Origin of the sequence: Saccharospirillum mangrovi, from assembly GCF_003367315.1 — a bacterium.
GTDB lineage: Bacteria > Pseudomonadota > Gammaproteobacteria > Pseudomonadales > Natronospirillaceae > Saccharospirillum > Saccharospirillum mangrovi.
Window position 1 is genome coordinate 2,917,918 of record NZ_CP031415.1, and the last position, 15,228, is coordinate 2,933,145.

The following is a 15,228-nucleotide window of genomic DNA, read 5'->3' on the forward strand; positions in this document are numbered from 1 at the left end:
GTTCCAACGTTCAGATATTCCAAGCCGATCTTTCTGGATGCACTTCGGTCGTTAGGCATGGCGTCAGCATACCCCAGCCAGCCAACTGGCGTCCGCCCGATTTTGCCGGTCTTCAGAGGCCGGCTTGGGCTGCCCGCGCTGCGTGCAGTTTCTGGTAACTCTCGATCAGACGCAGGTGTTTTTCGAGGCCTTCCAACTGCATATTGGTGGGCGTCAGGCCGTGGAAGCGCACACTGCCATTTACTGAGCCGATGACGGCATCCATGGTCGGTTCGCCAAACATTCGGCGCAGGTTGGGTTCGAAGTCGCCAAATTCGAGTTCGTCGTCGAGGGCAATTTCCAGCACGGCATTGATGGCCCGATAAAACAGCCCGCGTTCGACGGTGTTGTCGTTGAATTGCAGGAAGGCTTCAACCCGCTCGAGCGCTTCTTCGTGCCATTGCAGCGCCAGACAAATCAGCAGTTTGAGTTCCAGAATCGTCAGTTGGCCCCAGGCGGTGTTTTCGTCGAATTCGATACCGATCAGCGTGATGATTGTCATGTAGTCATCAAGCTGACTGGCTTCCAGACGCTCGAATAAATTTTCCAGTTCTTTGTCGCTGAGGCGATGCAGGTTAAGGATGTCGGCGCGGTAATCCAGCGCAACGTTGGTGTTGTCTTCAATCAGATCTTCAACCGGGTACACCTCGGAATAACCCGGTACCAGAATGCGGCAGGCCGGCGCGCCCAGGGCATCGTAACTGGCGACATAGGCTTCCAGGCCCAGCTCTTCGAGAATGCCAAACAGGGCGTCAGCTTCTTCTGAGTTACTACCCGAAAAATCCCACTCGCTGAATTCGTAATCGGCTTTATCGCTGAAAAAGCGCCAGGAAATGACGCCAGTCGAGTCGATAAAATGCTCAACAAAGTTGTTGGGTTCTTGCACCGCCAGGCTGTTGAACGTCGGCGGCGGTACGTCGTTCAGTCCTTCGAAACTGCGGCCTTGCAACAACTCGGTCAGGCTGCGTTCGAGCGCGACTTCAAAGCTCGGATGCGCGCCAAACGAGGCAAACACACCGCCGGTGCGCGGGTTCATTAAGGTGACGCACATCACCGGGAACTGGCCGCCGAGTGAGGCGTCTTTGACCAGGACCGGAAAGCCTTGCTCCTCCAAGCCTTCGATGCCAGCGACAATGTGCGGGTATTTTGCCAACACGGCTTTGGGCACGTCCGGCAGTACAATTTCCTGTTCGATGATGTCGCGTTTTACTGCGCGTTCGAAAATTTCCGACAGGCATTGAACCTGCGCTTCTTTAAGCGTATTGCCTGCGCTCATGCCGTTACTGAGGAAGAGGTTTTCGATCAGGTTCGACGGAAAATACACCACTTCGCTATCGGACTGGCGCACGAACGGCAGTGAACAAATACCGCGATCGGTGCGGCCGGAATTGGTGTCGAATAAATTCGAGCCGCGCAGTTCGCCGTCCGGGTCGTAAATCGACAAACAATGGTCGTCGAGAATGCCGTCGGGCAATGCATCGTTTGGCCCTGGCTGGAACCAGCGCTCGTTCGGGTAATGCACGAATTCGCTGTTGGCAATTTGTTCGCCGAAAAACTGATCGTTATAAAAGAAGTTGCAGTTCAGCCGTTCGATGAATTCACCCAGCGCCGAACACAATGCGGCTTCTTTGGTGGCGCCTTTGCCGTTGGTGAAACAGGCCGGCGAAGCGGCGTCGCGGATGTGCAGCGACCAGACGTTGGGCACGATGTTGCGCCAGGAAGACACTTCGATCTTCATGCCCAGGTTCGCCAAAATGTCGGTCATGTTGGCAATGGTCTGCTCCAGCGGCAGGTCTTTGCCTTCGATAAAGGTTTGGGTGCCTTCGGGCAAACTCATTAACAGGGCGTTGGCGTCTTCGGCTAAATGCTCGACGGTTTCGATCTCAAAACTCGGCCCGGTTTGCACCACTTTTTTTACGGTGCAGCGATCAATCGCCCGCAAAATGCCTTGGCGATCTTTGTCGGAAATCTCTTCGGGTAGCTCGACCTGAATTTTGAAGATCTGGTTGTAGCGGTTTTCTGGATCGACAATGTTGTTCTGCGATAAGCGAATGTTGTCGGTCGGTATGTCGCGCGCGAGGCAATAGACGCGCACAAAATAGGCGGCACACAGAGCCGAAGACGCCAGGAAATAGTCGAACGGGCTGGGCGCGGAGCCGTCGCCTTTGTAGCGGATCGGCTGGTCGGTGATGACGCTGAAGTCATCAAACTTGGCTTCCAGGCGAAGGTTGTCGAGAAAACGAACGTTGATTTCCATGACGAGAATACCGGGGTAATGGGGTTGAGCGGCCCTGGGGCTTGAACAGCGCCATTGTCCAGATTTTCAGCCCACCGTCTTCCCTCATTTTCCAGATAGCGGCCAAGCTTCTGCCGACCGCTGTACCAATCGCTCATTTTTGCCCCCATATAGCGGCAGGAACCCGACCATTGGCAGTGGTGCAAGCCCATCAAAGCATGGACAATGAAACGACGATGACCGGACGGAAAACCCCATGCTCAACCCTTTGATCACGGCCAAGCGGATCTTGCAGGCGGCGGCCCAGGCGACCGACAGCGGCGCTTTGGTGCGGCTGATCGTGGAGCGCATCCGCACCACTTTGGATGTTGATGTGTGCAGCCTTTACGTGATGAACGAAGAAGGCGAACTGGTATTAACCGCCACGCTCGGCTTGGCGCAGGAAGCCATAGGGCAGATTCGCATGACGCCCGGCCAGGGCCTGGTCGGCACCATCGCCAAACGCCAGCATCCGCTGAATTTGGACCACGCTGACAAACACCCGGCCTTCCGTTATTTCAAAGAAACCGGCGAAGAGCATTACCAGGGTTTTCTCGGCGTACCGATGATTCACCTCGGCCAGACGCTCGGCGTACTGGTGGTGCAGGTGCGCGAAACGCGGCGCTTCACCGAGGAAGAAGAAGCCTTTTTGATCACCATGGCGGCGCATCTGGCTGGCAGCCTGGGTGGCAACATTAAGAAATCGGCCCGGCCGGTTGATCCGAACCAGGCACAGACGCAACCGGTGGCGCGCTTTCAGGGCATCAAGGGCGCACCGGGCATTGAAATCGCCCCGGCCTGGGTGGTGAAAGACGACATCCGTCTGGACGACATCGCCGAGCGCGACGGCAGCGGCGAAGCCATCGAACGTCGCCGCATTCACGACGCCATTAATGAAACGCGCGAAGAACTCGACACGGGCCTCGACCAACTCGGCAACACCGGCGAAGACACCCTGAATTCGTTGCTCGACGTTTATAAATTATTGCTCGACAGCCCCGAGCTGAGCACCGCCATCGAAACGGAAATTCTCACCGGCGTCAGCGCCAGCACGGCGTTGAAGCGAGCGATCTTGCAGCAGATTTCCGTCTTCGAAGCCATGGACGACCCCTACTTAAAAGCCCGGGCGGAAGATTTGCGCGTGCTGGCGGTGCGTATTTATCGCCGCCTGCAAGACGTACACAGCGAACGCATAGACCCGGCGCAGCCGGTGATTCTGGTTGGCCGCGAGATCAACATTTCGCACTTCACCCGCATCGACCGCAGCTTGCTGGCTGGCATCGTCAGCCTGGAAGGTTCGGCCTTGTCGCACACCGCGGTGTTGGCGAACGCCTTGGGTATTCCGGCGGTGGTCGGCATCGGCGATGAAGATTTAAGCGGCCTGCACGGCGCAGAAATTATTCTGGATGGCTATCGCGGCCAGATCGTCGCCAACGCACCGGCCAGTTTGCGCGCCGAATTCGAACGCATGAAGCGCCAGCAAAAAGCCTTGCAGGCGGATTTGTCGCACCTGAAAAAACTGCCTGCCGAAAGCAAAGACGGCACCACCGTCCGGCTTTATACCAACACCGGTTTGTTGGCCGACATCACGCCCGGTCTGGAACGCGGCGCCGAGGGCATTGGTTTGTACCGCTCGGAAATTCCGTTCATGGTGCACAACAATTTCCCGACCGAAGAAGAACAGACGCGCATTTACCAAGGCGTGCTCGACGCCTACGCGCCCATGCCGGTGACGATGCGCACGCTCGACATCGGCGGCGACAAAGCCCTGCCCTATTTCCCGATTCAGGAACAAAACCCCTTCCTCGGCTGGCGCGGCATTCGTTTCACGCTCGATTACCGCAACATTCTGCTCGACCAGATTCGCGCCATGCTGCTAGCGAATAAATCGAGCCAGAACCTGCAATTGATGATTCCGATGCTCAGTCGTGAAGATGAATTGCAGCGCTTCCACGCTCTGGTTGATGAAGCCGTGGCGCAATTAAATGAAGAAGGCCACACGGTGACAAAACCGCCGATTGGCATCATGGTGGAAGTGCCGGCCGTGTTGTGGCTGTTGCCCCGGCTGCGCGACAGCATCGACTTTGTGTCCATCGGCTCCAATGATTTGACGCAATATCTGTTGGCGGTTGATCGCAACAACCCGCGTGTCGCGTCGCTGTACAGCCATTTGCACCCGGCGGTGCTGGATGCGTTGCAGGGTTTGGTGCGCGAATGTCGGCGACTGAATTTGCCGGTCAGTATTTGCGGTGAAATGGCGTCCGATCCGGCAGCGGTGATTTTGCTGCTCGGTATGGGCATGCGCACCTTGAGTCTGTCGGCTTTCCATTTACCGCGCATTAAATGGCTGATTCGCCATCTGCACCTGGAAGATTGCATCGCCCTCCTCGATAAATCGCGCGATTGCGCCACCGAAGCCGAACGCCGCGAAATGCTTAATGCGCACATTCGCGGTTTGGGCCTGGGGGCTTTGGTTCAGTAAGAAAGCCGTGCGAGGAAACGTTGGTCAGTAAGAGCGGGTGTAGCGTTCGATCAGCGCGTCCATGGGCGCGCGGCCTTGGGCATCCGGTTCAGTCAGCTGATTCAGGTTGTTGCGGAATTGCTCGACCAGCATCGGGTCGACATCCGGATGAAAGCCGAAATACGCCTGGGTCGACGACAACACCTCCAGCACCTGCCAATCTTCCTGCCCCGGCAGCGCATCGAGCCGTTGCTGCGCCGGCAATTCGCCATACGCCCAAACGTCCACCCGGCCTGCCAATAACATGCGCGCTACCGATGCCGGATAGGCGCTGTACACCAATTGCTCGGGCTGATACCCGGCGGCGGTGACCAGACGCACGGCCACGTCGTCGCGCACCACGCCAATGCGCCAGCTTTCCGGTGGACGTTGCTGGGCCTCGGGCAAACCCATCATGACAATGCGGATCGGCACCACCGGCCCGGCCCATTGATACTGGGCTTCGCGATCATCGGTGCGCGCCAGGCTGAACAGTACGGAATGGCCGTCGTTTTGCGCGGTGTGAACAGCGCGCGTCCAGGGCAGTACCTGAATGTCGGCCGGGTTGACGGGTTGCTGCATCGACTCGCTGATGGTCTGCAACACGTCCACCATCAAGCCGTCGGCACCGGCCTCGGTGGCGTAGTTATAGGGCGGGAAATCTTCGGTCAGCCAACGCAGTTCGGTCAGCGTTTGCGCCTGGGCCGTCAGCGCACAAAGCACACTCAGCAACGTGCTCAAAAACGTCAGTGTTCCTGCTTTCATCTCTTCGCCACTCCCCTCTGGCGATTCGACTGAGCGACATCGCTACAGCAGCCAGAGCACCGCTTGCAACACCAGCCAGGCGAAAACGCCGGCGATAACATCGTCAATCATGATGCCAACACCACCGGCAACGCGTTTATCTACCCAGCCAATCGGCCAGGGTTTAATAACGTCGAAAAAACGAAACAGAATAAAACCACCGATCAGCGTCCAGGCATTCAACGGCACGGCGATAAAAGTGATCCAAATGCCGACGAATTCATCCCAGACAATACCGCCGTGGTCGTGCACGCCCATGTCGCGCGATACCCGGTCGCACAGGTAACAGCCGAACACGAACGCCACCACCAACACCAGCGCATAAGCCCAAAGCGGCAGCCACATCAGCAACGCCAGAAACGGCATGGCGGCAACCGAACCGAAAGTACCGGGTGCTTTGGGTGCGGCACCGCTGCCCAGGCCGAAAGCGAGAAAATGCGTCCAGTGGTTGTTCCAGCGACGCTGGCCGGGTTCGATCATGCAGTGCCTCAATTCTCAAACAAAACAGTGAATCAAAAATGCGAAAAGCCCGGCCAGGACGACCGATAGTGTTCGCCATTATGCCGAATCGACACCGTGGCGTCGCCTGCCTGTGCGCGGCCGATGCAGGTTAATGGCAGACCGAGTTCTGCACTCAATTCAAGCAAAGCCGCGTGACGGTTTGGCGGCGCGCTGAACGCCAATTCGTAATCGTCACCGCCAGCCAGCACACAACCGACGGCGGCGTCGAAACCCAGTTGCTCAACCAGGTCCGTTGGCAGCGGCAGGCGTTCCAAATCCAGCTCGATCTGCACTTGGCTGGCTTGTGCCAGATGCGTCAGGTCGGCGACCAAGCCGTCGGATACATCAATGGCCGCACTCGCCAAACCGACCAACTTTCGGCCCAATTCGATACGCGGTTGCGGTTGCCAGTAGGCGTCGAGCCAGGTGGTTGATAACTCGTTTTCGCGGTCGGCCAGAATGAGTGGCAAAGCCGCGGCCGCTAAACCCGGCTGGCCGGACACCCAAACCTCGTCGCCCACTTGCACACCATTGCGCCGCAACGGCTGCGTTACCCGACCGTGCATCTGCACGCTGATCACCCGCGCCGGACCAGCCGTGGTATCGCCACCGGCCAACACCAAACCGTAGTGATCGGCCAGTTGCAGCAAACGTTTGGCGAAGCGCTGCGTCCAATCGATATCGAGCGGTGTCGGCAGCGTCAGCGCCAAGGTGAAAAACGCGGGTTCAGCGCCCATGGCTGCCAGGTCGCTGAGCGCCGGCAAAAAGGCGCGTTGGGCAACACGTTCAGGACTGGCGTGTTCGGGGAAGTGGCGACCGGCCACGGCGGTATCGATGGACATGGCTAACGGCGACGCATCCTGCCACACCAGGCAGTCGTCGCCATTGCCAATCAGCAAGCCTGAATCGCGCGCGGAACCGGCGCGAAAACAGGCGTCTATCAGTTCAAATTCGGTCATGGCCGAAGTGTGGCGAGGCGCCTGTTTTTAAGCAAGGTGTTAAGCAAGCCTCACCGCTTCGGCCCCGTCCGACATCAGCCTTGCGGACCGGCGGCAACAATGGCCGCATCGACGTCGTACTTAGCGAAGTTCTGTTGGAACTCCCCGACCAAAGCTTGAGCGCGGGCGTCGTAAGCCGCGCCGTCAGCCCAGGTGCTGCGCGGGTCGAGCAAGGCGCTGTCGACACCCGGCACCGCTACCGGCACATCCAGGTTCAGACCGTCGAGGTGGCGCGTCTGCACATCGGTCAGCGCGCCGTTGGTGATGGCGCTAATCACCGCGCGCGTTACCGGAATGCTGAAGCGTTTGCCATCGCCGTAGGCGCCGCCAGTCCAGCCGGTGTTGACCAGATAGACTTCGGTGCCGGCCGCCTCGATGCGCTTCATCAACAGGTCGGCGTACACACCGGCCGGACGCGGGAAAAACGGCGCGCCGAAACAGGTCGAGAATGTCGTCTTAATGCCGGAACCGGCGCCCATTTCAGTCGAGCCGACCAGAGCGGTGTAGCCACTGAGGAAGTGGTAAGCCGCCGCTTCTTTGGTCAGCTTCGACACCGGCGGCAACACGCCGTTCAGATCGCAGGTCAAAAACACCACGGCGCTGGGTTCTTCACCCTGGTTCGACGGCTGGCGTTTGTCGATGTGTTCCAGCGGGTAAGCGGCGCGGGAATTTTGCGTCAGGCTGTCGTCGCGGTAATCCGGCTGGCGGTCTTCGTCGAGCACGACGTTTTCCAAAATGGTGCCGAAGCGGATGGCGTTCCAGATAACCGGCTCGTTCTCGGCCGACAAATCGATGCACTTGGCGTAGCAACCGCCTTCGATGTTAAACACCACGCCCGGGCCCCAACCGTGTTCGTCGTCGCCGATCAAAAAGCGATCCGGGTCGGCGCTGAGCGTGGTTTTGCCAGTGCCGGACAGACCAAAAAACAAAGTCGTTTTGCCATCGTCGCCAACGTTGGCCGAGCAGTGCATCGGCAACACTTCGCTCGCCGGCAGCAGGAAATTCTGCACCGAGAACATCGCCTTTTTCATTTCACCGGCGTAGTACAAGCCGGCGATCAACACCTTGCGTTCTTCGAAATTCAGGATGACCACGCCGTCGCTGTTGGTGCCGTCGCGCTGCGGATCGCAAACAAAAGACGGTACGTTCAACACCTGCCAAACGTCTTTGCCACCGCTGTTCCAATGCTCCGGCACGATGAACAGATTGCGGGCGAACACCTGATGCCAGGCGAGTTCAGTGGTCACCGTCATCGGCAGTGAATGCGCTGCGGCCGAACCGACTTCCAGATGGCTGACAAAATGTTCGCGGTTGTGCAGATGATCGCTGACGCGCTGCCACAGCGCATCGAAGCGCTCCAGCGGGAACGGCCGGTTGACCGCACCCCAGTCGATCTGGTCGCGACTGCCGTCTGCTTCGACGATGAATCGATCTTTGGGCGAGCGTCCGGTGCGCACACCGGTGCGGGCAACGAAAGCGCCGTTATGGGCGAATTCGCCTTCTTCTCGGCGAACAGCGAATTCGAGCAATAAGGGCGTGCTCAGATCGACGTGAGCATTGGGGGAAAAAACGGCCATGACGGTTTCGACTCCAGCGGTTGGTCCAGCGTGATAGGCCGATGCAGTCTAAGCCGAGCATGGGCCGGCCTTGAACCGTCGAAACGTCAATATATTTCTGACAAAACTAAAAACCAAAAACACGCCTGAAAGAAAACCACAGGCAACGGCTACCAAAAAACAAAAACGGCCTCAAGACAGAGGCCGAATTGTCAATGAAGGCTGACCATTTGTTGTTATGTTACAAGATTAGCGCGCTGGAACGGCAATTTTGGTAAGGGAATTTCAATGGTGCGAATTTTGAAACACTGCTTTCAAATCCGCGACGACCGCTCCAAACGCTCAGATGGGCCGACTGCCGTATTGATTCGATGGCGCCTTCGGTGGGTCGGCGCGCTTGCCGCGTTCGACTTCCTGTACTTCGCCGCCGGCGGCCAAAAAGGCTTCGACATCGTTAGCCACTTGCGCCCGCAATTCATCGCGGCTGTGTTGTTTCTGCCCGTTGTCCTTAGCGGCTGCCATGGTCGGGGTGGATTCGGTGCTCATCCTCAGCTCTCCTGATCACACCAATGGAACACAGACTCTTTATAGACCAGCGTTTCAATTTCGCCATAAAAACACGACAAAAAATTACTCATTGTCACAGCAAATCCAACTAATCTTGCTAGCGCCAAGTAGCAGTTTTTGCCGTTGGTACCATAGCCAACGCTTGTTACCGTTTTATAATGCCGGCTGATCCTCAGTTGCCGGAATGCCTGCGTTATGTCTGATCGCCAAACCACCGATACCAATGCCGCCTGGGGCGGACGCTTCAGCGAAGCGACCGATGCCTTTGTGGCCGAATTCACCGCCTCGATTGGTTTCGACCAGCGTCTGTACCGACACGACATCGCCGGCTCCATCGCCCACGCCACCATGCTCACCGAAGTCGGCGTGCTCAGCGCCGACGAAGGCCGCGCCATTGTTGATGGACTTAAAGCAGTGCAGGCCGACATCGAAGCCGGCCAGTTGCAATGGTCGGTCGCGCTGGAAGACGTGCACATGAACGTCGAAGCGGCGCTGACCGCCAAGATCGGCGCCGTCGGTAAAAAGCTGCACACCGGCCGGTCGCGCAACGATCAGATTGCCACCGACATCCGGCTGTATTTGCGCGAGGCCATCGATGGTCTGGGCGGCGAACTGAAACGCCTGCAACGCGGACTGATTGAACTGGCGGCGCAACAGGCCGACACCATCATGCCCGGTTTCACCCATTTGCAGACGGCGCAGCCGGTTACCTTCGGTCATCATCTGCTGGCCTGGAACGAAATGCTGCAACGCGACGCTGAACGCCTGCTTGACTGCCGCAAACGGGTCAACATTCTGCCGCTCGGCGCCGCCGCGTTAGCCGGCACGACCTACCCGATCAACCGCGCCCGCACCGCCGAATTACTCGGTTTCGACCGGCCGACGGAAAACTCGCTCGACTCGGTATCCGATCGCGATTTCGCCATCGAATTCACCCACGTTGGCGCGTTGCTGATGATGCACCTGTCGCGCATGTCGGAAGAGTTGGTGTTGTGGACCTCGGCGCAATTCGACTTCATCAATCTGCCGGACCGTTTCTGCACCGGCTCGTCGATCATGCCGCAGAAGAAAAACCCGGACGTACCCGAACTGGTGCGCGGTAAAACCGGCCGCGTTTATGGTCACTTGATGGGCTTGCTGACGTTAATGAAAAGCCAACCGTTGGCCTACAACAAAGACAACCAGGAAGACAAAGAACCACTGTTCGACACCGTCGATACACTGGCTGGCAGCCTGCGCGCTTTTGCCGACATGGTGCCGCACCTCGAGCCGAAAAAAGATCAGATGCGCGCGGCGGCGCTGCGCGGTTACAGCACCGCCACCGACCTCGCCGACTATCTGGTGAAAAAAGGCATGGCGTTTCGCGACGCGCACGAAGTGGTCGGCAAGAGCGTGGCCTATGGCCTGCAAACGAAAAAAGACTTGAGCGAAATGTCGTTGGACGAACTGAAAACCTTCAGCGACACCATCGGCGAGGATGTGTTTGACGTGCTGACGCTGGAAGGCTCGGTTGCCGCACGCGATCACATTGGCGGCACGGCGCCGCATCAGGTACGCGAAGCGGCGCAGCGTGCCTTGGTAAGGCTAAACGCTTAACGGGAGACGGGAGACGCTGCTGGCATCATGCGTCTCCCGTTCAGCGTCTCCCGTCTCCCGCCGCAGGCCTCACAAATTCCGCTGTAGCCAGACGTCCAATTCTTTCGCCGCCAGGGGTTTGGAAAAATAAAATCCCTGAATGGCATCGCACTCCATTTTCACCAACTCGATCAGCGTCGCTTCGTCTTCAACGCCTTCGGCGATGATTTCCAGGCCCAGGTTGTGCGCCATCTTGATGGTCGATTCGACGATGATGCGGTCCTGCGGGTCATCCAATAAATCGGCGATAAAACTCTTGTCGATTTTCAGCGCCTGAATCGGCAACGACTTCAAATAGGCCAGCGACGAATAGCCGGTGCCGAAGTCGTCCACTTCCAATTGCACGCCGAGTTCGGCCAGTTGCTCGATGATGTCGACGGCGCGCAATGGATCCGATAACAACGTGCTTTCGGTCAGTTCCAACACCAGCGCCGAGCCGGGTAAATTAAATTCTTTCAGCAAACGCGACACCTGTTGCGGCAAGGCGTGATCGAGTAATACGCGCGACGACAAATTCACCGCCATGTACAAATCGTCTTTAACGGTTTCGCGCCAGTGCGCCACGGCCGCCAGACTGGTGCGCAACACAAAATCGGTGATCTGACGAATGCCCTGCCCCATTTCCGCCAACGGAATAAAATCGGTCGGCGACAAATCGCCCAGCTCCGGATGGCGCCAACGCACCAGCGCTTCCAGCCCGCCAATGCGGCCGTCGGCAGCGAAAATTACCGGCTGATAGGCCACCCATAAATGGCCCGCCTGCAAGCCCTGATCAAGTTCCGACAGCACAGCAATGCGCTGCGGCGTGCTGGCGTCCAAATCAGAATTGAACACCACCACCGTCTGGCCTTTGCTCTTGGCGGCGTACATCGCTACGTCGGCGCAGCGCAGTAATTCGTGACCATCGCGCCCCTGTGTCGGGTAGTGCGAAACGCCAATGCTGGCCTCCACTTGCAGTTTCATGCTGTCGATCAAATACGGCTGGCGCAGCGCTTCGCCAATCAATTCCGCCAAGGCCAAGGCCTGGCTCTGGCTTTGTTGCGGTAGGAAGACGGCAAATTCATCGCCACCCAGCCGGGCGATGCCCCAGGAATTGTCGCGCGCCAAAATGTCCACAATGCGTGGCCCGATTTCGCACAGCAGCCGGTCGCCAAAATGGTGGCCGAGGGTGTCGTTAATTTCCTTGAATCGGTTGAGGTCGAACAACAATAACGAGGCGGATTGGTCGGGTTGTTCTTCCAGCGTATCGCGCACCCAGGCGTGCAATTGGGCGCGGTTGCCCAGGTCGGTCAGGCTGTCGCGCATCGCTTGCTGGTGCAGCGTTAAGCGCTGCATCAAATTGTCGAACGCCAGTGCAATGGTCTGGTGCAACAGGTCGATGAATTCGCGGTCGCGAAAGCCCGCTTCACGACTGCCCACCACCAGCACAGCAACCGGCGTACCGCTGTCGAACAACGGCATGTACACCCAGGGTTCGTCGTCTTCGCGCAGCAAAACGCTGCCACTGATCATCACCTGATCAATGCTCAAGGCGTGGTATTCGTAACCATGACGGTCTTGATTGTCGTCGTCTTTATTGTCGTCGCCCACGCTGTGCCGCCAGCGCTGCGATGCCCATTGAAAATACGCAACTTCGCGGCAGCCCTCCTGGTGCAGTAATTCCAACAAGCAGGCTTCAAGAAAATCGTGCAGTTCACCCTGGCGTTCCAGTTCAGTCGCCAAACGCACCAGACCACGCAGGCGGCTTTGGCGCTCACGCATCAAGCGGTTTTGTTCTGCCAGTACCGCTTCAGACTTAAGCCGGTCGGTGATGTCTTCAATGGTCAGCAGCGCCCGCTCGGTCTGGTTCATCATGGTTGGCGAGATATAGACGATGACGGTCAGCTCGCGGCCGCTGAGGGTGTGCATTTGCCACTGACTGGGAGAGACGCCGCTGTGGTGCGTTTCTTTAACCAGGCGCAACAAGCTGTAGAGCGAGCTGCGACCATCGGCCTGGTGACGCGGCAACAGGTCGATCAACTGCAGGTCGTCGCTGTCGCCGACCTCGAATAAACGCCGCGCGGCCTGATTGAAATTGGTCACCCGACCCTTGGGATTAATCACCAAGGCCGGCTGTACGGCGGTGTCGAAAAAGGCGCGATAACGGGCGTCACTTTCCTGCAGCTGTCGCTCCAAACCCAGGCGTTCAATTTCGGTTACGGCGCGGTCGGTATAGAGCTCCAGCGCCCGGTCCAGCGTCTGGCTGGTGCTGAACGTCTTGTCGTGACACAGCACCAGAACGCCCAGCCATTCGCCCTGATGGTTGTCGAGACGGATGGCGATGACGTGGCGGATTTCGTCCAGGTTGGTCAGGCCATGACCAATGGCTTTGTCGTAGATGAGTTCTGCGCGCGCCTGATAACGCAACACGCTGAGTTCGGTGTTGTCGGTCAGCACGGTGTAGGGCGCAATCAACAAGCCATCGTGAACCCGCGCCAGCGATTCGAGGTTCTGCCCCTCAACCACCCGCATGATGGCGACTTGACGAATGTCCAGCAGGTACGCCAGACGACGGCACAGACTTTCCAGAAACGCCTGACCGGTGGCAACGGCGACATCGGCATTCAGACTTTCCAGCGCCGCATCGAGGCGGGAATGGCGGCGCGATTCGCGTTGCAACTGGTTGCTGTCGAGTAAGGCGCCGTAGGAATGCAACAGGCCATTGGCATCGCGCTTGAACGACGAGCGCTCTTCCACCACCCGATAGCCCTGCTGCCGGTGGCGAATGCGATAGCGCAAACTCATCGGGCTTTCGGTGATGCGGCAACGGTCGTATTCCGAACCGATGCGCACCCGGTCGTCCGGATGAATCATTTCGTAGAGGTAACAACGCGGTTCATCGCCGAGAAAATCGGCGGCGGGAAATCCGGTCAGATCTTCGATGGTGTCGCTGACGTTGAGCAACCGCCACAGATCCGGATTTTCTTGAGACGGCACCGCTTCATACAGCACCAAAGGCAACTGTGTTAGCCAAGCCGTCATTTCCGTCTGCTCGTCGTCCTTTGTTGCTTGCCCTGACTGCTCCGTCATGCCGATCCGTACTGTTTGATGACTGCCCAATAGAGACGAAAGTCTAGCGAGTCAGGACGGTTTTGCCGACTTTTTGCGGTTCAACAGGCACAAAAAAGGCGTGGCCGGAAGCCACGCCAAAGGTTTGCCTATCATTCGGCTTGAACGCCTTGCAGCGTTCGTTGGAAATCAGATGCGGTTTTCAGTGGTGCCGTCGAAGAACACCGCCTTGCTCATGTTGAACAACAGGTCCATCAGTTCGCCCGGTTTGCCGGCTTCGGTCGGGTGCACACGGCATTCGCATTCCTGGCCGTTGATGTGCGTCAGCACCAGGGTGTCGGCACCGGTCGGCTCGGTCACTTCGATCTTCACCGGCACGCGGGTAACGAACGGTTGTGCTTCAACATGCGGCATGACGTGGGTGATCTGTTCCGGACGAATGCCCAGCACGACAGTTTTGCCTTCGTGCGCTGACAAGTCGGCCTGCGACGGATCGACCGGCAATTCGAAAGTTTTGCCCTGCGATTCAATTTTCACCGCAAAACCGTTGCCGCTTTTGATCACTTCGCAGTCGAGGAAGTTCATCGACGGCGAGCCCATAAAGCCGGCGACGAAGATGTTGGCCGGGTCGTCATACACCTGTTGCGGTGTACCGAACTGCTGGACGATGCCGTCTTTCATCACCGCGATGCGATCGGCCAGGGTCATGGCTTCAATCTGGTCGTGCGTCACGTAGACGATGGTGGTGCCCAGACGCTGGTGCAGTTTTTTCATTTCGGTGCGCATTTCGACGCGCAGTTTGGCGTCGAGGTTCGACAGCGGTTCGTCGAACAGATAGGTCTTCGGACGACGCGCCAAAGCACGACCCATCGCCACACGCTGACGCTGGCCGCCGGAGAGTTGCGACGGTTTGCGATCGAGCAGGTTTTCGATCTGCAACAATTTGGCAACACGCTGCACTTCGGTTTCGATCTCGGCTTTGGGCATCTTGCGGATTTCCAGACCGAAGGCGATGTTTTTGCGCACGTTCATGTTCGGGTAGAGCGCGTAGCTCTGGAACACCATGGCGATGTCGCGGTCTTTCGGCGCAGCGTAGGTGACGTTGTCGTCGCCCAGCATGATGTCGCCCGAGGTGACGTCTTCCAGACCGGCGATGCAGTTCAGCAGCGTCGATTTACCGCAACCGGACGGGCCGACCAGGATGATGAATTCACCGTCCTGGATGTCCAGGTTGATGCCCTTGAGCACGTCGGTGCTGCCAAAACTCTTGTTGACGTTCTTGATGTTCAGTTCAGCCATGAGAGA

10 protein-coding genes are annotated in these 15,228 nt (G+C 58.0%); 2 read left to right on the forward strand and 8 right to left on the reverse strand.

Translation table 11 applies throughout. The features are described from left to right. Positions 1–112: 112 nt before the first annotated feature. Positions 113–2,296, reverse strand: a complete 2,184-nt coding sequence (locus DW349_RS13855) for an OsmC domain/YcaO domain-containing protein (RefSeq protein WP_108126321.1) — start codon at positions 2,294–2,296, stop codon at positions 113–115. Between the two features lie 235 nt (positions 2,297–2,531). On the opposite strand from DW349_RS13855, the gene ptsP reads away from it, so the two are divergent. Further along, entirely contained in the window at positions 2,532–4,796 is a 2,265-nt protein-coding gene (gene ptsP, locus DW349_RS13860; protein WP_108126322.1) for a phosphoenolpyruvate--protein phosphotransferase, read from the forward strand. 24 nt (positions 4,797–4,820) lie between these two features. On the opposite strand, the gene DW349_RS13865 is transcribed toward ptsP, so the two are convergent. From DW349_RS13865 to DW349_RS13885, 5 genes are all read right to left on the reverse strand, one after another. Continuing rightward, positions 4,821–5,579: a substrate-binding periplasmic protein gene (locus tag DW349_RS13865; RefSeq protein ID WP_108126323.1), complete on the reverse strand. Its 759-nt coding sequence runs from the start codon at positions 5,577–5,579 to the stop codon at positions 4,821–4,823. Between the two features lie 42 nt (positions 5,580–5,621). Then, positions 5,622–6,098, reverse strand: a complete 477-nt coding sequence (locus tag DW349_RS13870; RefSeq protein ID WP_108126324.1) for a phosphatidylglycerophosphatase A family protein — start codon at positions 6,096–6,098, stop codon at positions 5,622–5,624. Between the two features lie 32 nt (positions 6,099–6,130). Continuing rightward, positions 6,131–7,078, reverse strand: a complete 948-nt coding sequence (thiL, locus tag DW349_RS13875; protein WP_108126325.1) for a thiamine-phosphate kinase — start codon at positions 7,076–7,078, stop codon at positions 6,131–6,133. A gap of 74 nt (positions 7,079–7,152) precedes the next feature. After that, the gene (locus DW349_RS13880; RefSeq protein WP_108126326.1) at positions 7,153–8,694 is read right to left on the reverse strand and encodes a phosphoenolpyruvate carboxykinase; all 1,542 of its coding nucleotides are present in this window, start codon (positions 8,692–8,694) and stop codon (positions 7,153–7,155) included. A 321-nt stretch (positions 8,695–9,015) separates the two neighbouring features. After that, positions 9,016–9,219, reverse strand: coding sequence for a hypothetical protein (locus tag DW349_RS13885; RefSeq protein WP_108126327.1), 204 nt, complete (start codon positions 9,217–9,219; stop codon positions 9,016–9,018). A 216-nt stretch (positions 9,220–9,435) separates the two neighbouring features. Between DW349_RS13885 and argH the strand changes: the two genes are divergently transcribed. Further along, positions 9,436–10,836 carry an argininosuccinate lyase gene (argH, locus tag DW349_RS13890; protein WP_108126328.1) on the forward strand — a complete coding sequence of 467 codons (1,401 nt, stop codon included), beginning with the start codon at positions 9,436–9,438 and terminating at the stop codon, positions 10,834–10,836. A 69-nt stretch (positions 10,837–10,905) separates the two neighbouring features. Here argH and DW349_RS13895 read toward each other — a convergent pair whose 3' ends face one another. After that, positions 10,906–13,896, reverse strand: coding sequence for a bifunctional diguanylate cyclase/phosphodiesterase (locus DW349_RS13895; RefSeq protein WP_162824646.1), 2,991 nt, complete (start codon positions 13,894–13,896; stop codon positions 10,906–10,908). Positions 13,897–14,112: 216 nt separating this feature from the next. Beyond that, on the reverse strand, positions 14,113–15,222 hold the full coding sequence (locus DW349_RS13900; protein ID WP_108126330.1) for an ABC transporter ATP-binding protein: 1,110 nt from the start codon (positions 15,220–15,222) through the stop codon (positions 14,113–14,115). Positions 15,223–15,228 lie beyond the last annotated feature (6 nt).

What these genes read in the sequence shown, in the direction of transcription:
- thiL (WP_108126325.1), bottom strand. Translation starts at nt 7,078, where the DNA reads ATGACCGAATTTGAACTGATAGACGCCTGTTTTCGCGCCGGTTCCGCG.
- DW349_RS13885 (WP_108126327.1), bottom strand. Translation starts at nt 9,219, where the DNA reads ATGAGCACCGAATCCACCCCGACCATGGCAGCCGCTAAGGACAACGGG.
- DW349_RS13865 (WP_108126323.1), bottom strand. Translation starts at nt 5,579, where the DNA reads ATGAAAGCAGGAACACTGACGTTTTTGAGCACGTTGCTGAGTGTGCTT.
- ptsP (WP_108126322.1), top strand. Translation starts at nt 2,532, where the DNA reads ATGCTCAACCCTTTGATCACGGCCAAGCGGATCTTGCAGGCGGCGGCC.
- argH (WP_108126328.1), top strand. Translation starts at nt 9,436, where the DNA reads ATGTCTGATCGCCAAACCACCGATACCAATGCCGCCTGGGGCGGACGC.
- DW349_RS13895 (WP_162824646.1), bottom strand. Translation starts at nt 13,896, where the DNA reads ATGACGGCTTGGCTAACACAGTTGCCTTTGGTGCTGTATGAAGCGGTG.
- DW349_RS13870 (WP_108126324.1), bottom strand. Translation starts at nt 6,098, where the DNA reads ATGATCGAACCCGGCCAGCGTCGCTGGAACAACCACTGGACGCATTTT.
- DW349_RS13855 (WP_108126321.1), bottom strand. Translation starts at nt 2,296, where the DNA reads ATGGAAATCAACGTTCGTTTTCTCGACAACCTTCGCCTGGAAGCCAAG.
- DW349_RS13880 (WP_108126326.1), bottom strand. Translation starts at nt 8,694, where the DNA reads ATGGCCGTTTTTTCCCCCAATGCTCACGTCGATCTGAGCACGCCCTTA.
- DW349_RS13900 (WP_108126330.1), bottom strand. Translation starts at nt 15,222, where the DNA reads ATGGCTGAACTGAACATCAAGAACGTCAACAAGAGTTTTGGCAGCACC.